General features: G+C 72.1%; 19 protein-coding genes. 9 read left to right on the top strand and 10 right to left on the bottom strand.

The window, feature by feature from the left end:
* Positions 1-69: 69 nt before the first annotated feature.
* Positions 70-1,608 (bottom strand): CoA-acylating methylmalonate-semialdehyde dehydrogenase, encoded by a 1,539-nt coding sequence (locus ACWEOH_RS05020; RefSeq protein ID WP_452028787.1) that lies wholly within the window; start codon positions 1,606-1,608, stop codon positions 70-72.
* Positions 1,609-1,754: 146 nt separating this feature from the next.
* Here ACWEOH_RS05020 and ACWEOH_RS05015 point away from each other — a divergent pair, with 146 nt between their 5' ends.
* The 3 genes from ACWEOH_RS05015 (at position 1,755) to ACWEOH_RS05005 (ending at position 4,767) form a co-directional block, all read left to right on the top strand.
* On the top strand, positions 1,755-3,428 hold the full coding sequence (locus ACWEOH_RS05015; RefSeq protein ID WP_452028785.1) for a PucR family transcriptional regulator: 1,674 nt from the start codon (positions 1,755-1,757) through the stop codon (positions 3,426-3,428).
* Positions 3,429-3,539: 111 nt separating this feature from the next.
* On the top strand, positions 3,540-4,001 hold the full coding sequence (locus tag ACWEOH_RS05010) for a VOC family protein (RefSeq protein WP_452028784.1): 462 nt from the start codon (positions 3,540-3,542) through the stop codon (positions 3,999-4,001).
* 13 nt (positions 4,002-4,014) lie between these two features.
* On the top strand, positions 4,015-4,767 hold the full coding sequence (locus ACWEOH_RS05005; RefSeq protein ID WP_452028782.1) for a winged helix-turn-helix transcriptional regulator: 753 nt from the start codon (positions 4,015-4,017) through the stop codon (positions 4,765-4,767).
* A gap of 7 nt (positions 4,768-4,774) precedes the next feature.
* Here ACWEOH_RS05005 and ACWEOH_RS05000 read toward each other — a convergent pair whose 3' ends face one another.
* From ACWEOH_RS05000 to ACWEOH_RS04985, 4 genes are all read right to left on the bottom strand, one after another.
* The gene (locus tag ACWEOH_RS05000) at positions 4,775-5,332 is read right to left on the bottom strand and encodes an MOSC domain-containing protein (protein WP_452031854.1); all 558 of its coding nucleotides are present in this window, start codon (positions 5,330-5,332) and stop codon (positions 4,775-4,777) included.
* 29 nt (positions 5,333-5,361) lie between these two features.
* Complete coding sequence (locus tag ACWEOH_RS04995) at positions 5,362-5,721, bottom strand: cupin domain-containing protein (RefSeq protein WP_452028780.1); 360 nt, start codon at positions 5,719-5,721, stop codon at positions 5,362-5,364.
* Entirely contained in the window at positions 5,718-7,166 is a 1,449-nt protein-coding gene (locus ACWEOH_RS04990; RefSeq protein WP_452028778.1) for an NAD(P)/FAD-dependent oxidoreductase, read from the bottom strand. Before ACWEOH_RS04990 ends, ACWEOH_RS04995 begins: the two co-directional genes overlap by 4 nt.
* Positions 7,167-7,301: 135 nt before the next feature.
* On the bottom strand, positions 7,302-8,486 hold the full coding sequence (locus tag ACWEOH_RS04985; protein ID WP_452028776.1) for a serine hydrolase domain-containing protein: 1,185 nt from the start codon (positions 8,484-8,486) through the stop codon (positions 7,302-7,304).
* A 79-nt stretch (positions 8,487-8,565) separates the two neighbouring features.
* On the opposite strand from ACWEOH_RS04985, the gene ACWEOH_RS04980 reads away from it, so the two are divergent.
* Positions 8,566-9,114 carry a PadR family transcriptional regulator gene (locus ACWEOH_RS04980; protein ID WP_452028775.1) on the top strand — a complete coding sequence of 183 codons (549 nt, stop codon included), beginning with the start codon at positions 8,566-8,568 and terminating at the stop codon, positions 9,112-9,114.
* Positions 9,115-9,195: 81 nt separating this feature from the next.
* Here the strand turns inward: ACWEOH_RS04980 and ACWEOH_RS04975 are convergent, their stop codons facing one another.
* Entirely contained in the window at positions 9,196-10,698 is a 1,503-nt protein-coding gene (locus tag ACWEOH_RS04975; RefSeq protein WP_452028773.1) for a helix-turn-helix domain-containing protein, read from the bottom strand.
* A 162-nt stretch (positions 10,699-10,860) separates the two neighbouring features.
* On the opposite strand from ACWEOH_RS04975, the gene ACWEOH_RS04970 reads away from it, so the two are divergent.
* Positions 10,861-11,334 carry a hypothetical protein gene (locus ACWEOH_RS04970; protein ID WP_452028771.1) on the top strand — a complete coding sequence of 158 codons (474 nt, stop codon included), beginning with the start codon at positions 10,861-10,863 and terminating at the stop codon, positions 11,332-11,334.
* 178 nt (positions 11,335-11,512) lie between these two features.
* On the opposite strand, the gene ACWEOH_RS04965 is transcribed toward ACWEOH_RS04970, so the two are convergent.
* From ACWEOH_RS04965 to ACWEOH_RS04950, 4 genes are all read right to left on the bottom strand, one after another.
* Positions 11,513-12,895 (bottom strand): permease prefix domain 1-containing protein, encoded by a 1,383-nt coding sequence (locus ACWEOH_RS04965; RefSeq protein WP_452028769.1) that lies wholly within the window; start codon positions 12,893-12,895, stop codon positions 11,513-11,515.
* A gap of 4 nt (positions 12,896-12,899) precedes the next feature.
* Positions 12,900-13,283, bottom strand: coding sequence for a PadR family transcriptional regulator (locus ACWEOH_RS04960; RefSeq protein ID WP_452028767.1), 384 nt, complete (start codon positions 13,281-13,283; stop codon positions 12,900-12,902).
* A 173-nt stretch (positions 13,284-13,456) separates the two neighbouring features.
* Complete coding sequence (locus tag ACWEOH_RS04955; protein WP_452028765.1) at positions 13,457-14,350, bottom strand: aminoglycoside phosphotransferase family protein; 894 nt, start codon at positions 14,348-14,350, stop codon at positions 13,457-13,459.
* Positions 14,351-14,443: 93 nt separating this feature from the next.
* Positions 14,444-15,073 (bottom strand): hypothetical protein, encoded by a 630-nt coding sequence (locus ACWEOH_RS04950; protein ID WP_452028763.1) that lies wholly within the window; start codon positions 15,071-15,073, stop codon positions 14,444-14,446.
* Positions 15,074-15,292: 219 nt separating this feature from the next.
* Between ACWEOH_RS04950 and ACWEOH_RS04945 the strand changes: the two genes are divergently transcribed.
* From ACWEOH_RS04945 to aceB, 4 genes are all read left to right on the top strand, one after another.
* Complete coding sequence (locus ACWEOH_RS04945) at positions 15,293-16,531, top strand: sensor histidine kinase (RefSeq protein WP_452028761.1); 1,239 nt, start codon at positions 15,293-15,295, stop codon at positions 16,529-16,531.
* Positions 16,528-17,229, top strand: a complete 702-nt coding sequence (locus ACWEOH_RS04940; protein ID WP_452028759.1) for a response regulator — start codon at positions 16,528-16,530, stop codon at positions 17,227-17,229. The genes ACWEOH_RS04945 and ACWEOH_RS04940 overlap by 4 nt, the downstream gene beginning before the upstream one ends.
* A 199-nt stretch (positions 17,230-17,428) precedes the next feature.
* A complete protein-coding gene (gene aceA, locus ACWEOH_RS04935; protein WP_452028757.1) occupies positions 17,429-18,766 on the top strand; it encodes an isocitrate lyase in 1,338 nt (445 codons plus the stop codon).
* Positions 18,767-18,886: 120 nt separating this feature from the next.
* Entirely contained in the window at positions 18,887-20,596 is a 1,710-nt protein-coding gene (aceB, locus tag ACWEOH_RS04930; RefSeq protein WP_452028755.1) for a malate synthase A, read from the top strand.
* The last annotated feature ends 32 nt before the right edge of the window (positions 20,597-20,628 follow it).

Raw genomic sequence — 20,628 nt, 5'->3', positions numbered from 1 at the left:
GTATCGAGACGCAGCACGGGTCTCGATACGCGTCCGGCTTCGCCGGGCGCTACTCGACCACCGGGACGATCAGTGGTTGCTCGGGAAGCCCAGGTTGACCTGCGACTCCGACGGGTCGGGCCAGCGCGTCGTGACGACCTTCGAGCGGGTGTAGAAGTGCACCGACTCGGGGCCGTAGATGTGCGAGTCGCCGAAGAGCGAGTTCTTCCAGCCGCCGAACGAGTAGGCGCCGATCGGCACGGGGATCGGCACGTTGACGCCGACCATGCCGACCTCGATGTCGAACTCGAACTGGCGGGCCGTGCCGCCGTCGCGCGTGAAGACCGCGACGCCGTTCGCGAAGTCGTTCGCGTTGATCAGGTCGACGGCATCCTCGTACGAGGCGACGCGCACGACCGACAGCACCGGTCCGAAGATCTCGTCGTCGTACACCCGCATGCCGGGCTTCACGTGGTCGACGAGCGAGGTGCCGACGAAGAACCCGTCGCCCTCGAACGCCTGCAGGGTGCCGTCGACGACGACCGTCGCACCCTCCGCCGCGGCGCCCGTGACGTACGAGGCGACCTTGTCGCGGTGCTCGCGGGTGATGAGCGGGCCCATCTCGCTCGCCGGGTCGGTTCCGTCGCCGATCTTCAGCGTCGCCATCCGCTCGGCGACCTTCGCGACGATGGCGTCGGCGACCTCGTCGCCCACCGCGACGAGCACCGACACCGCCATGCAGCGCTCGCCCGCCGAGCCGTATGCGGCCGAGACGGCGGCGTCGGCCGCGGCGTCGAGGTCGGCGTCGGGCATGACGACCATGTGGTTCTTCGCGCCGCCGAGCGCCTGGACGCGCTTGCCGTTCTCGGATGCGCGCCGGTAGATCGACCGGGCGATGGGCGTCGAGCCGACGAACGAGACCGCACGCACGTCGGGCGAGTCGAGGATCGCGTCGACCGCGACCTTGTCGCCGTGCACGACGTTGAGCACGCCGTCGGGCAGGCCGGCCTCCTGGAAGAGCTTCGCGAGGAAGATCGCGGCGCTCGGGTCCTTCTCCGACGGCTTCAGCACGACGGTGTTGCCGCACGCGATCGCCGAGGCGACCATCCAGAGCGGCACCATGACCGGGAAGTTGAACGGCGTGATGGCGCCGACCACGCCCACCGGCTGCTTGGCCTGGTGCACGTCGACGCCGCGCGCGACCTGCTCGGAGCGCTCGCCCTTCAGGAGGTGCACGAGCCCGGCGGCGAACTCGACGTTCTCGATGCCCCGGCTGATCTCGCCCTTCGCGTCGGACAGCACCTTGCCGTGCTCGTTCGTGAGGATCGCGGCGAGCTCGTCCTGGCGCTCGACGAGGAGGTGCCGGAGCTTGAAGAACACGTCGGCGCGCTTGATGAGGCCGGTGGCACGCCATCCGGGCAGTGCGGCCTTGGCGGCGGCGATCGCCTCGTCGACCTCGGCGGTCGAGGCGAAGGCGACGCGACGCGACACCTCGCCGGTGGCGGGGTTGAAGACGGGACCGGTGCGGTCGGCGACGCCGACCTCGCGGCCGGCGACGAAATGACGGACGAGGGCGGTCTCGCGCTCGTCGACGACCTCGCGGTCGACGGTGTCCTGGACGAGGCTCATGGCGCTCCTTCGGTTGGTTCGTGCCGACGGATGCCTCGGCACCGCATCGACGGATGTGCTTGCCGCCGGACCTGCAGTCGGACAGATCGACCGAGTTCGTCTAAGCTGGCGTTCCCAAATCTTACAGAGGCAGAGAGGCCCTACAGATGGCAGACCGTCGCGAAGACGTCTCGAACCATACGGATCGTCCGAACGGCCTGGGGGAACAGCGGGGCGACGCCGGACTGCCGACCGTGGGCGAGATCCTGACCCTCGAGGCCGTCGTGCAGGGGGTGCCCGAGGTGCTCGCGAGCGATGAGGCGCTCGACGCGCGCGTGCGCTGGGTGCACGCGTCCGACAGCGCCGGCGTCGCTCGCCTGCTGAACGGCGGCGAGCTGCTGCTGTCGACCGGATCGGGCTGGCCGACCGAACCGGCCGACCTCGAGTCGTTCATCGCCGGACTCGTCGACGCCGGCGTCGCAGGCCTGGTGCTCGAGCTCGGCGTGCACTACCGCTACGTGCCCGCGGTCGTGGAGCAGGCGGCCCGCGAGCACGGCCTGGCCCTCGTCGCGCTGCACCGCGAGGTGAAGTTCGTGACGCTCACCGAGGCCGTGCACAGCCGCATCATCTCCGAGCAGACCGAGGCGCTCCGGGCGCGCGACGAGGTGCGCGAGCGCTTCACGGCGCTGAGCCTGCGCGGCTCGCCCGCGGACTTCATCGTGCACCAGCTCGCGCAGACGCTCGGCGCCGCAGTGGTGCTCGAGAACCTCGCGCACGAGGTCGTCGCGGCCGAAGTGCCGCCCGCCGCCGAAGAGGGGCTCTTCGCCGACTGGGAGGCGCGCTCGCGCTCGGCGCACCGCGACGACGAGCAGCGCCGACGCGACGGCGGTCCCGCCGGCGCCGACGCGTGGCTCATCGTGCCCGTCGAGGCCCGCGGCATCCGCTGGGGGCACCTCATCGCGCTGCCGGGCCCGGCGCATCCCGCGGGTCGCGTGAGCGTGCTCGAGCAGGGCGCGATCGCGCTCGCGCTCGGCCGGCTGGCCGACGGCGGCGCCGACGAGTGGACGCGCATCGGCCGGCCGCGGCTCGTCGACGCGCTGCTCGAGGGGCGGTTCGCGGGGGTCGCCGGGGCATCCGCCCGACTCGAGGCGGCCGGGCTCCCGGTGATGGGGGCACGGCTGTACGGCATCGTCGCGACGGGTCCGGCGATCCCCGACGGTGCGGCGGATGCCGCGGCGCGCGCCCTCGGCGGCCGGGCGATCGACGGCGTGGCGTCGGGCGCGACGGTCACCCGGTCGGCCCGGGTCGTGCTGCTCTCGCTGCCCGGGACGCTGGCGGATGCCGCCGCGAGCCGGTTCGCGTCCGACCTCGTGGGCGGCGACGCGGCATCCGCCGACCGGCTGGTCGTGTCGATCGGCTCGGTCGCCGACGGGCTCGACGGGCTGCTCGCCTCGGTGCAGGAGGCGACCGACCTGTCGCGCGGGGCACGTCCGCGCGGCGTGCGGGGCGCGGTGCTGCGGCGCGCCGACGAGCGCCCCCTCATGCGTCTCGTGACGTCGCTGCGCGACGATCACCGGCTGCTGCGTCACAGCGAGCGGATGCTGCAGCCGCTCATCGAGTACGACCTCGCCCGCGACGGCGACCTGCTGCACGTGCTCGGCGCGGTGCTCGCGCATCCGGGCAACCGCACGGCGGCGGCCGCGGCGAGCCACCTGTCGCGGTCGGTGTTCTACCAGCGCCTCGCCCTGATCGGCGACCTCCTGGGGGCCGACCTCGACGATGGCGAGACGCTCACGGGGCTGCACCTCGCGCTGCTCGTGCGCCGCAGCGCGGCGAGCTGAGGCCCGGGGCGAACGAACTTTTTACTTGCTATTGACAAGTTCACTTGCAAAGAGCAAGCTGAGGATCACAACCGGAACCAACCGACCGACGACGATCCACCGGAGGACACCATGACCGCCACGAGCATCTTCGTGAACATCCCGACCACCGACCTCGACCGCGCCAAGGCGTTCTACGAGGCGCTCGGCTTCTCGATCAACCCCAACTTCACCGACGAGAACGCCGCGTGCGTCGTGCTCAGCGACACGATCTACTTCATGGTGCTGACGCGCGAGTACCTGGGCACGTTCACCGACAAGCAGATCATCGACCCGAAGACGCAGGCGCAGGTGGCCATCGCCCTCACCAAGGACTCCCGCGAGGAGGTCGACGCCGTGCTCGCCAAGGGTCTCGCCGCCGGAGGCAGCGAGCCTCGCCCGGTGCAGGACTACGGGTTCATGTACTCGCGCGACCTCGACGACCCCGACGGCAACAACCTCTCGTTCCTCTTCATGGAGCCTGCGGCCGCCGAGATGGGTCCCGAGGCCTACATGGCACAGCAGGGCGCCGGCGCCGAGGCGCCGTCGGCCTGACCGGACGCGCCGAATGGCCACGCGCGCCACTCGGGGCTTCGGGCAGTACAGCGGCGTCGCCCGTGCCGTCGAGCGGGTCGGGGAACGGTGGGCACTGCTCATCGTCCGCGACCTGCTCGTCGGCGCGCGCCGGTACGGCGACCTGAAGGCCGGCCTGCCGCGCATCCCGACGAACATCCTGGCCGACCGGCTGAAGGAGCTGCAGGAGGCGGGCGTCGTCCGCCGCGTGCCGACGGTGCGCGGCGGCTACGAGCTGACCGAGCTCGGGCGCGCGCTCGAGCCCGTCGTGGTCGCCCTCGAGCGCTGGGGATGGTCCACCCTGGGCGAGCCGGCCGAGGGCGAGCTGGTCACGGCCGACGCGCTCGCGATCGCGCTCGGCGCCGCGTTCCGGCCGGATGCCGCGGCGGCGCTGCCGCCCACCGAGTACGTGCTGCACGTCGGCGACGTCTCGATCTCGGCGATCGTGACGGGCCGCCACCTCGACGTCGCGCCCGTCGGACCGGGCGCACTCCCGGTACCGCGCCGCGCGATTCCCGACGTCGCGCCCGAGGACGTGCTCGAGCTCGCGGTCGAGCCGACGGGGTTCCGCGACCTCGTCTCGGGGGTCCGGGGGACCGTCACCGTGAAGGGACCGCCATCGGGCGTCGCCATCCTCGACGGGGGCAGCGCCCTGCTCGAGCGCTTCCGCCTCACGTTCCGCATCGACCCGGTGGCGCCGCCGACCGGCGCGGCGAGCGAGGCCGGCGACGCGGCATCCGTCGCCTGAGCCGGCGTCAGACCACAGGCAGCGCTTCGTGCGGCTCCACCGGCAGCACGACCAGGATCGGGTCGCCCGCGCGCACGACGCCGTCCGCGACGACGACGGCCATCACCCCGGCGCGCCGGTGCGTGCCCGACGCGTCGCGGCGGATCATCCGGCGCATGAGTCCCGGCTGGAACCGATCGATCTGCACGCACGGATTCCGCAGCCCCGTCAGCTCGACCTCCGCGGCGTCGCCGAGCCGCAGCCGCGTCCCGAGCGGGAGCGACAGCAGGTCGATCCCGCTCGTGGTGACGTTCTCGCCGAGCTCGCCCGGCCCGACCTCGTGGCCCTCGACGGCGAGCTCGTCGAAGAGCTCGCGCTGCAGCAGGTGCACCTGGCGCACATTCGGCTCGGTCCATGTGCCGCGGAACCGCGACCGGCGCCGCACGGTGGCCCCGGCGTGCGCGTCACCCTCGATCCCGTGGCCGGCGACGAGGCGGATCTCCTCGCGTATCGGCTTCGTGAACCGGTGCGCGTCGTCGCGCGCGACGGCGACGACCGTCGCGACACGCGTCGCGGCATCCGTCACGCCGTCGCGGTCGCGGTCCTGGTCGCGACTCACGGTGAGACGTACACCTTGCGCAGCGTCTTTCGCACGGTCCAGATGGTGCGCATGCCCGACTCGAGGCGCACGACCGAGCCCGGACGGAGCACGATCGGCGACGCGTGCGGATGCTCGAACTCCACGGTCGCCGCACCGGCGAGCACGACGAACACCTCGTCGGCCTCGACGTCGCGCATCGCGCCGACCGACATCTCCCAGACGCCGACCGTGCGTCCGCCGTCGTCGTCGAGCACGAGGTGGCCCGTGGTCGGCTCGCCGGCGACCACCTGGTCCGCCTCGACGGGCACGTGCTCGAGTGCGACCGTCGCGGCATCCGCGATGACGCCCGGATGCAGGCGGGGCGCGTCGCTCATGAGTCGAACCCCAGGCCGAGGGCGTCGAGTGTCTTCAGCAGCATGTTGCGCCTGCCTCTCGTGTGGTCGGCGCGGTCGAGCGACCAGCGCGTCGCGTTGATGCCCATGGCGGCGATGGGCTCGGGCGGGAACGGCAGCGGCCGTTCGAGCACCATTCGCAGCCGGGTGCGCTCGTTGTCGCGCTGCTCGAGCAGGTCGAGCACGACCTCGCCGGCGAAGCGCGCGGCGGCCACGCCGAGGCCCGTGAACCCGGCGGCGTAGGCGACCCGGTGGTCGCGCGCGGTGCCGTAGAACGCGGCGAACCGCGTGCTCGTGTCGATCACGCCACCCCACCGGTGCGAGAACCGCAGGCCCTCGAGTTGCGGGAACGTCGTGAAGAAGTGGCTCGCGAGTCGCTCGTAGCTCTCGGCGCGATCCTCGTAGCGCTCGAGGATGCGCCGGCCGTAGTGGTAGACCGCGTCGTAGCCGCCGAACAGGATGCGACCGTCGCGCGTGGGCCGGTAGTAGTGGAACTGGTTGGCGAGGTCGCCGAGCCCCTGCCGGTTCGCCCAGCCGATCGACGCCTGCTGCTCGGCGGTGAGCGGCTCGGTCATGAGCACGTAGTCGTAGACCGGCACGGTCATGAGCCGGTTGCGCTTCAGCAGGCTCGGGAACACGTTCGTCGCGAGCACCGCTCGCTGCGCGATCACGCGCCCGCCGTCGGTCACGACGGTCACCGCGCCCGTCGAGCCGGGCGTCTCGATGCGGCGCACGCGGGACTGCTCGAAGATCTCGACGCCGAGCTCCTCCGCGACGCGAGCGAGTTCGGCCGCGAGCTTCGCCGGGTGCAGGATGGCGCTGCCCCGGGTGTCCCAGACGCCCGCGAGGTAGGTGGGGGAGTCGACCTCGGCGCGCACCTGGTCCTGGTCGAGGAATCTGACGCCGTCGTCGCCGCGGGCCGCCGCCTCGGCGACCTCCTCCTCGATCCAGTCGACCTGATGCGGCTCGACCGCGACGCCGAGGGCGCCGTTGCGCTCGAACTCGAAGTCCATGCCGAGCTCGGCCTCTGCGGCCTCGATCGCGTCGAGGTTCTCGTACCCGAGCCGCTCGAGCGTCGGCATCTCCTCGGGCCAGCGCGACATCCCGTTCTCGCGGCCGTGCGTCAGGCTCGCCTCGCAGAAGCCGCCGTTGCGACCGGATGCCGCCCAACCGACGGTCTTCGCCTCGATGAGCACGACGTGCGCGTCGGGATTGCGCCGCTTCGCGAGCACCGCCGTCCAGAGGCCGGTGTAGCCGCCGCCGACGACGACGAGTTGCGCGACGTGCTCGCCGGTGAGCGCGGGCCGCGACCTCGTGGCCTCGGCGCCCAGGTCGTCGAGCCAGAACACGCGGTGCTCGCTCCCGGCGAGCGAGTGCTCGATGACGGATGCCGGCGGCCGGCGGCGTTCGAATACGGTCGTTCCCACGGCGGTCTCTCCAAGGCGGTCGGTGCTCCCATCCTCGCGCGCCGCCTGCGGGGACGCCACCGCGCGGTGTCGGGAATGGGGACACGTGCCGGACGGATTGGCCGGATGGACAATTAGGCGCGCGCGGCGCAGAAGTCAGGCGCGCGCGGCGGCGCGGGCGAGCTCCTGCTCGATCGTGATGAGCGTGCGGAAGCTCCGCGACATCTCGCGCGTCGAGGCGAAGTTCAGCACGATGCCCGCGTCGTGCACGGGATCGTGGAACAGGTGCGTGGCGAGCACGCCGATATGGCCGACCGGGCGGGGGAGACCCCGCAGGAACGGCGAGAACCCCCCGAACCGCACCTGCATCATGCCGGCGGCGTAGCGGATGCCGACGTGGAAGCGGTTCCGTGGCTCGGCGAGCCACGCGAGGCTCCGGCGGGAGACGAGCTCGCCCCGGTGCAGTGCGGCATCGAAGGCGACCAGGTCGTCGGGCGTCGACACGATGCCGCCGCCCGACCAGTCGCAGCTGAGGCTGCGGAACGTGCTCGCCTCGGTGCGTCCGAGGCGCAGCGGGGCGATGCCGAGCGAGGTGCCGGTCGAGGGCTCCGCGGCAGGCGCGGCCGTTGCGGCTCCGGGCGCCGGTGCCCCCTCGAGCGCGGCCGGCGCGGCCTCCGCGGCCGGCGCGGACGCGCGTTCGTTCGCGGGCACCGAGTGGAAGAGGAGCGCGCTGTCGCGCATCGCGAGCGGCGTGAGGATGCGCTCGTGCAGCAGCTCGTGGAACATCCGGCCGGTCGTCTGCTCGAGGAGGCGGCCGAGCAGGATGAACCCCGTGTCGGAGTACGCGAACCGCTCGCCCGGGCGGCCGACCGGACGCTGGCGCGTGCGCGAGAACGCGAGCAGGTCGGCGGGCGTCCAGATCCGCTCGGGCTCGGTGATGACGAGGTCGCGCACCGGGCGTCCGGTGGTGACGCGACCGTCGAAGTAGTCGGCGACACCGGCGGTGTGCGTGAGCAGGTGCGCCACCGTGGCGCCGCCGGCGGCATCCGTCGAGCCCGTCGTGTCGAAGAGGCCGTCGAGCTCGTCGCGCGTGAGCAGTGCGCTCACCGGCGTCTCGACGGTGAAGGCGCCCGCCTCGACGAGCTGCATCACGAGCGTCGCCGTGAACGTCTTGCCGATGCTCGCGACGTGGAAGCGCTGCGACCCGCCGCCCGAGCGGTAGTCGATGCCGAGCCGCGGTGCGGAGACGGCGACCTGCGGGGCGCCGAGGATGCCGCGGCGGCGAGTAACCCGCTCGAGATGGCGATCGAGGCGCGTGGTGAAGTCGGCTGCGGCGTCCATCTGCGAGAATCCCCTCGTCACGGATCGTGATATCACGACTAGGGATATCACGAGTAGGAATATACGCGGCGGGAGTCGAATGGGCAACGTCATCCTCGGACTGCTCCTGCTGCTCGGCCCGCAGACGCTCTACTCGCTGAACAAGCAGTTCGAGCAGGGGCCGTCGCTCTTCTACCGGGCGAGCTTCGGCAGCCTGCAGAGCGCGCTGCGCACGCTCCTCGCCGCGGGCAGCGTGCGCATGCACGAGGAGACCGACGGCGGCCGCCTCAAGAAGGTCTACGAGATCACGGATGCCGGTGCCGCCGTGTTCCACGCCTGGATCCGCTCCCCGCTCAGCGGCGGCGACCTCGAGGTGGCCGCCCTCTCGCGGCTGTTCCTGCTCGGCCTCGTCGAGAACGCGGACGAGCGCCGCGCGATCATCGACGGCATCACGGCCGAGATCGAGGGCGAGCTCGCCGGGCTCGAGGGGTACGCGGTGGCGCTCGACGCGCAGGCAGCGTCGGTGCCGGCCGAGTACCGCGAGGTGTTCCGCTACCAGCGGGCGACCCTCGACTACGGCGTGACGGCGCACCGCGCGGCGCTCACGTGGTTCCGGGAGCTCGCGGCATCGGAACCGGTGGTCGAGTAGCCCGCGCACCTGGCGTATCGAGACGCCATCATGGGTCTCGGTACGCGTCCGGCTCCGCCGGTCGCTACTCGACCACCGGGGTCAGCTCCGGGGCGCGTGCGCCTCGAGGAACTGGAACACCTCGGTCTGGTCGACGCCGGGGAACGTGCCCGTGGGCAGCGCCGCGAGCAGCGACGTCGGGGTGCGCGCGGCCGGCCACGAGGCATCCGCCCACTTCTCGGACAGCGTCGACGGCGGGCGGCGGCAGCACGACTCGTCGGGGCAGGTCGAGACCGCGCGATGCGGCGTCTCGCGTCCGCGGAACCACTTCACGTGCTCGAACGGCACGCCGACCGACACCGAGTACTCGCCCTCCTTGGCCTTCTCGATGCGCGAGGTGCACCAGAACGTGCCCGACGACGTGTCGGTGTACTGGTACCAGGGACTGAACCGGTCCTCGACGTCGAACACGGTGCGCGCCGTCCAGTTTCGGCAGACCGTGGTGCCCTCGACCGCGCCGAGCGCGTCGGACGGGAACCGCACCTTGTCGTTCTCGTACGCCTTGATGATCGTGCCCGACTCGTGCACCTTCATGAAGTGCACCGGGATGCCGAGGCGAGCCGTCGCGAGGTTCGTGAACCGGTGCGCGGCGGTCTCGTACGACACGGCGAAGGCGTCGCGGAGCTCCTCCATCGAGATGCGGCGCAGGTTCTTCGCCTCGGTGAGGAAGCGCACGGCGGCCTGCTCGGGCAGGAGGATCGCCGCGGTGAGGTAGTTCGTCTCGATGCGCTGCCGCAGAAATTCGCCGTAGTTTCGCGGCTCCTCGTGACCGAGCAGATGGCTCGCGAGCGCCTGCAGGATGGGGGAGCGGGAGTCACGCGACGGCGACTGCTGGGTCGGCAGGTAGATGCGGCCGTTGTGCTTGTCGGTCACCGATCGGGTCGAGTGCGGCAGGTCGCCGACGTAGTGCAGCGAGTAGCCGAGGTGCGACGCCATGTCGGCCACGAGCTGGTGCGACACCGGGCCGCCCGTGTGCCCGACCGCCTCGAGGAGCTCGGCCGCCTTCTGCTCGAGCTCGGGATAGAAGTTGTCGCGGGCTCGCATCTCGGCGCGCAGCTCCGCGTTCGCGCGACGGGCCTCCTCGGGGGTCGCCGCCCGCTCGCGGTGCAGGCGGTCGATCTCGTGGTGCAGCGCGAGGATCGTCTCCAGCGTCTGGTCGCTCATCGTCTTGGCCACGCGGAACGGCTCGAGTCCGAGCGCCTGGAAGACGGGACCCCGTTGCGCCCGCTCGACCGCGATCTCGAGCGCGGCACGCTCCGACGGGGCGTCGGGCTTGAGCAGTTCGTCGGCGGTCGTGCCGAGCGCGAACGCGATCGTGCGCAGCATCGAGAGCCGCGGCTCGCGCTTGCCGTTCTCGATCGCCGACACCTGCGACGGCGCCCGGTCGATCGCCCGGGCGAGCTCGCCGAGCGTCATGCCGACGGCGGTGCGGCGGTCGCGGATGCGTCGGCCGAGCGTCAGCGCGTCGACCTCGTCGCCCTCGCCCGCGGGCTCGGAGGAGGCGGCCTCGAGGGCCGTGCGAGCGGTGCGATCGGCGATGACCATGCATCGATGGTCACATGGGCGCACGGATGCCGCAAACGGAACAACCGCGAAAGTTCTGTTCACCTCATCCATCGTCCTTGAGAACCGAGACCGCGTCGTGACCTGGAACTGGTTCACTGGTGCGGCGGTCCCTACCGCCCGACCCGAACCCTGGAGGAACAAATGTCGCTTCCGCGCGCCGTCGCACTCGTCCCCGCCGCCCTCGGCGTCCTGCTCTTCACCGGATGCGCCGGAGGTGCGGTCGCGGAGGAGGTCGCGTCGTCGTCGAAGGCGCCCGAGCCCACGACCGAGGCGGTCGCCGAGCAAACGGTGGCCGAGGCGTGCGCCGTGCTGGTCGACGGGGCCGAAGGATTCATGGCCTTCTCGTCGGGCGACGTCTCGGCGGCCATGGAGGACCCGGCGGGGACGGCTTCCCAGCTTCAGGCCGCGTCCGAGGCCTTTGCGCTCGCGGTGCAGGGAGTGACGAATCCCGAGGTGCAGCCCATTGCCGTCGCGGCCGACGAGACCATGCAGGCCTACGTGGTGTACCTCGACGGCCTGCTCACCGATCCCGCCCACGCCGACGTGAGCGCCCTCGGCACGCACGTCGATGCCATCACGTCGAGCTTCACGGCCATCGGCGAGGTGTGCGCCTGACTGTCGTGGCGTGAGGGCCGCCCTCGCGCCACGCCCTGCCACCGGCCTCCGCCTTGCCACCTGCTGCCGCGAGTAGCGTGTGGCCGGGGAGGGCACGATGAGCGGGGCCACGACCGCACGCGACGCGGTGGCGGCATTCCTGCACGAGCGACTCGACGCGGGGCGCTGACCTGCCCGATCACGCGAATCCGAACACGGGCGGGAACACCAGCAGGATGACCGCCGCCCACCCCAGGTAGATCGGCAGGTAGCCGGTCTGCCAGCGCTCGAGCCGCCCGAACGCCACGGTCCGCCGTACGAACCCGACCTGCAGCCACGCGGCCCAGGCCAGGTTCGCGAGGAGGATGAGGTTCAGCAGGAGTGACGCGGTCTTGTTCGCCGTGAATCCGAACTCGCCCGTCCGGGCGATCATCGCGATGAGCACGATCGCATCGACCACGAGCGCGCTCGCGAGCATGAGCACCTGCAGCCGGTCGAACCACCCCGGCGGGAGCGCCGGGTCGCGCGCCGAGATCGCGTAGACCAGCAGGGCGACGACCACCACGAGCACGAGATCGAACGCGATCAGGAGGTCGCGGCTGGCGTCGACGAGGTTCCACTGCAGCACCGCCGCGACGATGAGCGCGAGCATCATCAACGTGAACAGCGGGGTGAACACCTTGGTGAGCACCGGCGCGATGTTCTCGATGACCCGCTGCTTCGCCCCGACCAGCCACGCAGCGACGAGGACCGCGCCCGCCGCGCCGCACGGCAGCACCCACTCCTCGACGAACGGCACCACGTCGACCTGGATCGAGGCGAACACGGCGATGGTGAGCGCGCTGAGCGCACCGCCGACGAGGGCGATGAGCAGGTAGTAGACCGCCCACTCGCCGCTGAAGCGCAGGAAGTCCATGCGGGCGGTGTCGCTGCGCCAGGCGCCGCGCGCCTCCACGACCCCCGTCATGAGCCAGAGCGCCACGAACGAGCCCGCCGCCGCGAGTGTCGCCGTGGAGGCATCCGGCAGGAACGGGTACGCGTTGAGGGCGATCGCCGCCACCGCGAACGCGCCGGCGACGGCCCACACGGCGACGGCCGGCGGCCGGCGACGCCAGGCGAACCAGGCCGCGAGGAACGGCAGGACGACTACCGCGGCGTTGCGGACGACGACGGCTGGATCGTCGATCAGGAGGTCCGCGACCTTCACGGCCAGGCCGGCGCCGACGCCGAGCGCGAGGGCGACGGGGAGCCCGTTCGCGCGCCTGTGGAACGGGATCGGGGCGGCCGCGGCATCCGTGCGGTCGGTGCCCGGTGCGTCGTGGAGCACGAGCTGCTTCCAGAGCCGCTCGGAGTGCTCGGCGGCGTACTCGTGCGACAGCGCGTCGATGCTGCCGAGGCGCTTGACCGCGATGAGGAACGCCTCGTCGTCGGTGAGCCCGGCGTCGGCGAGTCCGTCGATCCGGTCGCGCAGGTGCGACTCGAGCTCGTCGATGTCCGAGGGGCTCAACACGTCGCGACGGGCCATCCACTCCCGCCACGAGGCGATCAGGTCATCGAGCCCTGGGCCCTGTCCGATGGTCATCGCCTCACTCCGTCCCCAGGGCGAGTCGGGGCGCGAGCCGGGGTCGGTGGTGGCCGTCGGCGCCGTCGGGCCAGACCTTGTCGAGCACGCCGCCGACGACCGACCACTGCTTCCGCTGCTCGGCGAGCGCGGCGGCCCCCTGGGCGCTGAGCCGGTAGTGCTTGCGCGGTCGTCCGGTCGACGAGTGGCGCCACTCGGACTCGACGTGTCCGAGCCGCTCGAGCCGGTGGAGCAGGGGGTAGAGCATCCCGTCGCTCCATTCGAGCTCGCCGCCGGAGAGGTCGGTGACCCGTTGCAGGATCGCGTACCCGTAGGACTCGCCCTCGGCGAGGATGCCCAGCACCACGGGCGTGGCGGCAGCGGCCACGAGGTCCTTGCCGATGCGCATCGATGCTCCTGCCTCGAGTCGGACATACCTTGCAGTTCTAGGTACATAGAACCGCAATGTATGTGGAACTGCAAGGTGCTGCGCGTGGTCGAGCACACCAGCGTGCCCGACGAACTCGCCGACGCGGCATCCGACGCCTGGATCGGATGCCGCGAGCCCCCTCGGGCGGCCGCTCAGGCGCGCTCGGCCACGAGCGCCGCGATGACGTGGCGCGCGTTCGCGGCGAGCAGGGGGTTCCGCTCGGCGTAGTAGGGCAGCTGCGCCAGCGCCTGCAGCAGCACCCAGCCGCGGGCGCGCGCCCACGTCGCGTCGTCGGCCCCGACCTCCGCGCGGAAGACGGCACGTGCCGGCGGCGGCAGGAGGTTCCACGCGACGCGGTGGTCGCTCGCGGGGTCGCCGAGGCCCATCGCGCTGAAGTCGAGCACGCCCGTGAGGCGTCCGTCGCGCAGCAGGAGGTTGCTCGGCGAGAGGTCGCCGTGGATCCAGACTCGCGGGCCCCCATGGCGTGGCGCCGCGAGCGCCTCGTCCCATACACCGACGACGTCGTCGCGCACGGGACCGAGCTCCTCGGCGAGCAGCTCGAGGTTCGTGCGCACGAGCTCGTCCTCCTCGTGCAGCGGGCGCGGCCACGCCGTCGTCGGTGCGCCGGCCGGGTCGAGCGCACGCATGGCCCGGACGAACCCCGCGAGGTCGCGCGCGAGCTGCTCGTCGTCGTACGGGCCACCCTCGGTCGACGGATGCCGCCCCGCCACCCAGCGGCACACGGTCCACGGCCACGCCCACTCCTGCACGGGCGCGCCGAACGCCAGGGGCACCGGCACCTCGACCGGCAGCGACGGCGCGATGCGCGGAAGCCACGCGTACTCGCGCTCGAGCGGCGCGACCGCCCAGTGGATGCGCGGCATCCGCACCGACAGCTCGTCGCCGAGCCGGTAGATCGCGTTGTCGGTGCCCCACGGCTCGACCGGCGTCACCGGAAGCCCGGCCCAGTCGGGGAACTGCGCGGCGACGAGGCGTGCGACGAGCGCGGCATCCGTCGTCACCTCGTCGTCGTGCATGCGCGCCATCCGCTCACGCTACGCCCGCGGCGCGAACCGCGACGGCGCCACCCCGGGAGGATGGCGCCGTCGCAGGCGTGGTGCGGTCGGTGCCGAACGCGATCAGCGTCGTGCGAGGCGACGGGCCCGACCCTCAAGGCCGCCCGCGAGCACGACGACCCCGAGCACGAGGAGGAAGATGCCCGCCGGCACGCCTCCGCCGACCTGCGAGAGGAACAGCAGCGGCAGCTGCAGGAACGGGATCGGGAGCGCGAGCCACAGGCTCACCCGGCGGGCGCGCACCAGCGAGACGCAGAGCGCGATCGCGCCGACGAGCCAGAGGGCGTTGGCGAGCATCGCGACCATCGGGAAGAACTCGAGGTCGATGCCGTTGACCGCGCTCGTGATGGTGCCGACCGTGAGCAGCACGGTCCCGGTCGCGGCGACGACGGCGCCCCAGCTCGATCCGGCGTACCGGGCGAGGCCGAGGAACAGCACCGCGAACGCCCAGAGGCTCACGGTGAACATCGCGAGGATCACGCGCGTGCGCGGGTCGATGGCCGGGTCCTCGTCCTGCGGGAAGAGGAACTGCAGCACGCCGACGACGACCGACAGGCCGCCGGCGGTGAGCGCCGCGATGCCGGTCAGCCGGGCGCTCACGCGGCCGATGAGGCGGCCGTCGCGGGGGAACGAGACGGGCGATGCGTCTGCCGTGCGCGAGACGACGGCGGAGTCGAGGGTGGCGGGAGCCATTGCGGAGCCTTCCTGGTCGGTGGAGCCGGTCCATCTCGGCCGGCACTGCGAACGTACGGACCGGCCACCGGCCACGACATCGGCCGCGGGTCGACGGATGCCGCGACGCGTGGCTCGATCCCAGAGGCCTCACGGCGGCATCCGATGTCGACCTCGGGCGGTGCGGATGCCGACCTTCGTCGCTGTCGCCGGAGGTGCGCGCCCACGTAGCATCGGACCGTGCCGACCCAGGAGACCGCTTCCGCGCGATCGCGGGACGCCGCCGCCCGCGCGACGGCGCGGGGTCGCGGCGCCCGGGGCGCCGACGTCCAGCGGGGCCTGCGCGACTGGAGGTCGTGGACCTCGCCGCTCGACCTCGCGATCGCGGGCGGCATCGCGCTCTGGGCGTCGCTCGAGGCGCTGCTCGTGCCGTCGACGAACCCCGTGGCGCAGCTCGGATTCGCGCTCGCGATCTCGGCGCCGCTCGTCGTGCGGCGGCGGTTCCCCGCCCTCGTCATGCTCGTCGTCGCGACCGCCCTGCTCGTGCACGCGGCGATCGCGGGGGCGGATGCCACGTTCAACCCGTTCCCGAGCCTGCTCGTCGCGACGTTCACCGTGGCAGAGCGCATCGCCACGTGGTGGCTCGCTGCGATGCTCGGACTCGTGCCGATCGCGGCGATGCTCGCCGCGCACGTGCTCGGGTACTTCGGCTCGCCCGGCATCGAGACCGCCGGAACCGTGTTCCTCGTGTTCTTCGTGGGCGCGACCTGGGCTGCGGGTCGTCTCGTGCGGCATCGCGCACTCACGCTGCAGCGGACGCGCGACAGCTCCGACCGGCTCGCCGCCGATGCGGTGGCCACCGAGCGCACGCGCATCGCGCGCGAGTTGCACGACATCGTCGCGCACGCCCTGTCGATCGTGGCGCTGCAGGCGGGCGCTGCCGAGCAGTTCCTCGACAAGGACGTCGAGCGTTCGCGGCGACACCTCCAGCTCACCCGCCGCACCGCGCAGGAGGCCCTCGGCGAGATGCGGCACCTGCTCGGCGTGTTGCGCGAGGACGGCGCGGCCTACGCACCGCAGCCCGGGGTGTCGGGAATCGCCGACCTCGTCGCCGAGACGGCGTCGGCGGGGCATCCGTGCCGGCTCGAGGTCGGCGACGAGGTCGCAGGCATCTCCGACGGGCTCGGGCTCGCCGTGTACCGCCTCGTGCAGGAGTCGCTCACGAACGTGCGCAAGCACGCACCGGGCGCCGACGTGTCGGTGCGCGTCGAGCCAGGCGACCGCGTCGTCACGGTCGAGGTCGTGAACGGCCCGCCCGCCTCGGGTGCCGAGGCCGTCGCGGGCAACGTCCGCGGCAGTGGTCGAGGCCTGCCCGGAATGGGCGAGCGCGTGCGGGTGTACGGCGGCACGCTCGAGGCCGGCCCCACCGATGACGGCGGATGGCGCGTGCACGCCGAGCTGCCGGTGGGGTCGTCGTGACCGTGCCCGGCGACGGCGAGGCGCCGACCGGTGCGGGACGAGCGCCCCGCGTGCTCGTGGCCGACGACCACGCGCTGGTGCGCTCGGGCGTCGTGGGCCTCCTCGAGGCGGCCGACCTCGAGGTGGTCGGCGAGGCCGCCGACGGGGCCGCCGCCGTCGAAGCGGCACGGATGCTGCGCCCCGACGTCGTGCTCATGGACATCCGCATGCCCGGCGTGGACGGTATCGAGGCGACGGCCCGCATCGCCGCGAACGCGGATGCCCCGCGCGTGCTCGTGCTCACCACCTTCGACCTCGACGAGTACGTCTACCGCGCGCTCGAGGCGGGTGCATCGGGCTTCCTGCTGAAGGACGCACCGCCCGAGCGGCTGGTCGACGGCGTCCGAACCGTCGCTCGCGGTGAGGCGCTCCTCGCGCCGGCGCTCACCCGCCGGCTGATCGAGCGCTATCTCGCCGCACCCGCGCCCGACGCGGCATCCGACCCGGCGCCCGACCTGACGCCGCGCGAACGCGAGGTGTGGCTGCTCATCGCCCGCGGCCTCTCGAACCAGGAGGTCGGGAAGCGGCTCTTCCTCAGCGAGGCGACCGTCAAGGCGCACGTCACGCGCCTGCTCGCCAAGCTCGGGGTGCGCGACCGGGTCCAGGCGGTGGTCCTCGCCTACGAGTCGGGTCTCGTGCTCCCGGGCGACGCCTCCTAGGGAGGCTTTCGCGCCGTCAGCACGCCTGGGGCGCCGCTTCTTCCGCGGCGCGGAAGAACCGCGGAAGTTCACCCCCCGAATCGTCGGTCGGCCCCCTCGAGCCCGGCACAGCATGGATGCACAGACCCCCGGACGGCACCGGAGACGACGCCCGACGGAACACCGAAGCATCCGCACGCTGCACCGAAGGAGCACCACGATGGCAACCACCAACCGCCCCGGCGATCAGACCCAGACCGCGGCCGAGCTGCAGCTCGAGTGGGACGCCGACCCGCGCTGGGAGGGCGTCCGCCGCGACTACACCGCCGAGGACGTCGTCGCCCTCCGCGGCCCGGTGCGCGAGGAGCGCACGCTCGCCAGGCGCGGCGCCGAGAAGCTGTGGGAGGACATCCAGCGGAACACCGGCACGGCGTTCGCTCCGCAGGAGGACCCGCAGTGGTCGGCCGCGCTCGGCGCCCTCACCGGCAACCAGGCCGTGCAGCAGGTGCGCGCGGGCCTCAAGGCGATCTACCTGTCGGGCTGGCAGGTCGCGGCCGACGCGAACCTCAGCGGGCAGACCTACCCCGACCAGTCGCTGTACCCGGCGAACTCGGTGCCGGCGGTCGTGCGCCGCATCAACAACGCGCTGCTGCGCGCCGGCCAGATCGAGCAGGGCACCGACGGCCCCGACGGCGAGCGCGACTGGATGGCCCCCATCGTCGCCGACGCCGAGGCGGGCTTCGGCGGCCCGCTCAACGCCTACGAGCTCATGCACCAGATGATCGAGGCGGGTGCGGCCGGCGTGCACTGGGAGGACCAGCTCGCAAGCGAGAAGAAGTGCGGCCACATGGGCGGCAAGGTGCTCGTCCCGACGTCGCAGCACATCCGCACGATCAACGCGGCACGGCTGGCGGCGGATGTCGCGGGGGTCCCGTCGATCATCATCGCCCGCACCGACGCGCTTGCCGCGACCCTGCTCACCAGCGACCACGACGAGCGCGACCGTCCCTTCGTCACCGGCGAGCGCACCGCGGAGGGCTTCTACGAGGTGCAGAACGGCATCGAGCCGGTCATCGCCCGCGGCCTCGCCTACGCCGAATACGCCGACCTGCTGTGGGTCGAGTCGGCCGAGCCCGACCTCGACCTCGCCCGCCGGTTCGCCGAGGCCGTGCACGCGAAGTTCCCCGGGAAGCGCCTGAGCTACAACTGCTCGCCCTCGTTCAACTGGAAGCGCCACCTCGACGACGACCAGATCGCGAAGTTCCAGCGCGAGCTCGCGTCGATGGGCTACGCGTTCCAGTTCATCACCCTCGCGGGCTTCCACGCCCTCAACCACTCCATGTTCACGCTCGCCAAGGACTACAACGAGCGGCACATGAGCGCATACGTCGAACTCCAGGAGGCGGAATTCGCCTCGGAGGCATCCGGATACACCGCCACGCGCCACCAGCGCGAGGTCGGCACCGGCTACTTCGACCAGATCGCCACGGCGCTGAACCCCACCAGCGCCACCCTCGCCCTCGTCGGATCGACCGAGGAAGAACAGTTCAACCACTGACCGATCCGGTCGTCGAGTATCGCCGGCGCAGCCGACGCGTATCGAGACGCCGCACCGGATCTCGATACGCGTCCGCCTCCGGCGGGCGCTACTCGATCACCGAGACGCAAGGAGAAGACCATGAACACCACGCCCAGCATGACGCTCGAGCGCGAGCGAACGGATGCCGCGGCATCCGCCCCCCGCTTCGCGACCCAGCAGGCCGGCAGCACCGGCACCGGCAGCTTCCGCACCGTGGAGCCCCGCATCGAGGTGACCGCGCCGCTCGGCGAGCGCTACGACGAGATCCTCACGCCCGAGGCGCTGCGCTTCCTCGCCGAGCTGCACGACCGGTTCGCCCACACTCGGCACGACCTGCTCGCCGTGCGCCTGCAGACCCGCGTCGACGCGGCGAACGGCCGCGACCCGAAGTTCCTGCCCGAGACCGAGTGGATCCGCAACGACCCGTCGTGGCGCGTCGCCGGCACGGCCCCGGGCCTCGAGGACCGCCGGGTCGAGATCACCGGCCCGACCGACCGCAAGATGGCGATCAACGCGCTGAACTCGGGCGCGAAGGTCTGGCTCGCCGACCAGGAGGATGCCACGAGCCCCACCTGGGCGAACGTCATCGAGGGGCAGCTGACGCTGTTCGACTTCCTGCGGGGCGGCCTCGAGTACACGAGCCCCGAGGGCAAGGAGTACCGCGTCACCGCGTCGGAGACCCCGACCATCGTGATGCGGCCGCGCGGCTGGCACCTCGTGGAGAAGCACCTGAAGTTCCACGACCGGGCGGGGCGCGCGATGCACGCCTCGGGCTCGCTCGTCGACTTCGGGCTGTACTTCTTCCACAACGCGAAGGCCCTCATCGCCGCCGGTCGCGGACCGTACTTCTACCTGCCGAAGCTCGAGTCGCACCGCGAGGCGAAGCTCTGGAACGACATCTTCGTGTTCGCGCAGGACGCGCTCGGCATCCCGCAGGGCACCATCCGCGCGACCGTGCTGATCGAGACGATCCAGGCCGCGTTCCAGATGGACGAGATCCTCTACGAGCTGCGCGACCACTGCGCCGGCCTCAACGCCGGCCGCTGGGACTACATCTTCTCGATCGTGAAGACGTTCCGCTCGCGGGGCCGCCGCTGGGTCATGCCCGACCGCAAGTCGATCACGATGACCGTGCCGTTCATGCGGGCGTACACCGAGCTGCTCGTGCAGACCTGCCACAAGCGGGGAGCACATGCCATCGGCGGCATGAGCGCGTTCATCCCGAACCGCCGCGACCCCGAGGTGACGGAGCGCGCGCTCGCCGCGGTCGCCGCCGACAAGCGGCGCGAGGCCGGCGACGGCTTCGACGGCACCTGGGTGGCGCACCCCGACCTCATCCCGACGGCGCGCGCGGAGTTCGACGCGGTGCTCGGCGACCGGCCGAACCAGGTCGACCGCCGGCGCGACGACGTCGAGGTGACGGCGGCGCAGCTGCTCGACATCCCGTCGATCGGCGGCGAGGTCACCGAGGCGGGCGTGCACGACAACATCTCGATCGCGATCCGATACATCGAGTCGTGGCTGCGCGGCACGGGTGCCGCGGCCATCGACAACCTGATGGAGGATGCCGCGACCGCCGAGATCTCGCGCTCGCAGGTCTGGCAGTGGCTGCACGACAACACCATCACCGCCGAGGGGACGCGCATCGACCAGACCTCGATCGTGCGCCTCATGGCGGCCGCCGTCGCCGAGCTGCCGCGCTTCGATGGCGACCGCTTCGACGACGCCATCTCGGTGTTCCGCAGCATCGCACTCGAGCCCGAGTTCCCGACATTCCTCACGGTGGGGGCGTACGCGCGGTTCATGTGATCCAGGCGCGTCTCGATACGCGTCCGCCTTCG

This window comes from Agromyces sp. NPDC004153 (assembly GCF_053603635.1).
This window is presented reverse-complemented; position numbering and strand designations above follow the sequence as displayed.

Coding starts and splice junctions, on each gene's coding strand:
- ACWEOH_RS04995 (WP_452028780.1), bottom strand. CDS start 5,721: ATGAGCGACGCGCCCCGCCTGCATCCGGGCGTCATCGCGGATGCCGCG.
- ACWEOH_RS04980 (WP_452028775.1), top strand. CDS start 8,566: ATGGGCAACGTCATCCTCGGACTGCTCCTGCTGCTCGGCCCGCAGACG.
- ACWEOH_RS04970 (WP_452028771.1), top strand. CDS start 10,861: ATGTCGCTTCCGCGCGCCGTCGCACTCGTCCCCGCCGCCCTCGGCGTC.
- ACWEOH_RS04965 (WP_452028769.1), bottom strand. CDS start 12,895: ATGACCATCGGACAGGGCCCAGGGCTCGATGACCTGATCGCCTCGTGG.
- ACWEOH_RS05010 (WP_452028784.1), top strand. CDS start 3,540: ATGACCGCCACGAGCATCTTCGTGAACATCCCGACCACCGACCTCGAC.
- ACWEOH_RS04950 (WP_452028763.1), bottom strand. CDS start 15,073: ATGGCTCCCGCCACCCTCGACTCCGCCGTCGTCTCGCGCACGGCAGAC.
- ACWEOH_RS04975 (WP_452028773.1), bottom strand. CDS start 10,698: ATGGTCATCGCCGATCGCACCGCTCGCACGGCCCTCGAGGCCGCCTCC.
- ACWEOH_RS05005 (WP_452028782.1), top strand. CDS start 4,015: ATGGCCACGCGCGCCACTCGGGGCTTCGGGCAGTACAGCGGCGTCGCC.
- ACWEOH_RS04955 (WP_452028765.1), bottom strand. CDS start 14,350: ATGGCGCGCATGCACGACGACGAGGTGACGACGGATGCCGCGCTCGTC.
- aceB (WP_452028755.1), top strand. CDS start 18,887: ATGAACACCACGCCCAGCATGACGCTCGAGCGCGAGCGAACGGATGCC.
- aceA (WP_452028757.1), top strand. CDS start 17,429: ATGGCAACCACCAACCGCCCCGGCGATCAGACCCAGACCGCGGCCGAG.
- ACWEOH_RS05020 (WP_452028787.1), bottom strand. CDS start 1,608: ATGAGCCTCGTCCAGGACACCGTCGACCGCGAGGTCGTCGACGAGCGC.
- ACWEOH_RS05015 (WP_452028785.1), top strand. CDS start 1,755: ATGGCAGACCGTCGCGAAGACGTCTCGAACCATACGGATCGTCCGAAC.
- ACWEOH_RS04960 (WP_452028767.1), bottom strand. CDS start 13,283: ATGCGCATCGGCAAGGACCTCGTGGCCGCTGCCGCCACGCCCGTGGTG.
- ACWEOH_RS04985 (WP_452028776.1), bottom strand. CDS start 8,486: ATGGACGCCGCAGCCGACTTCACCACGCGCCTCGATCGCCATCTCGAG.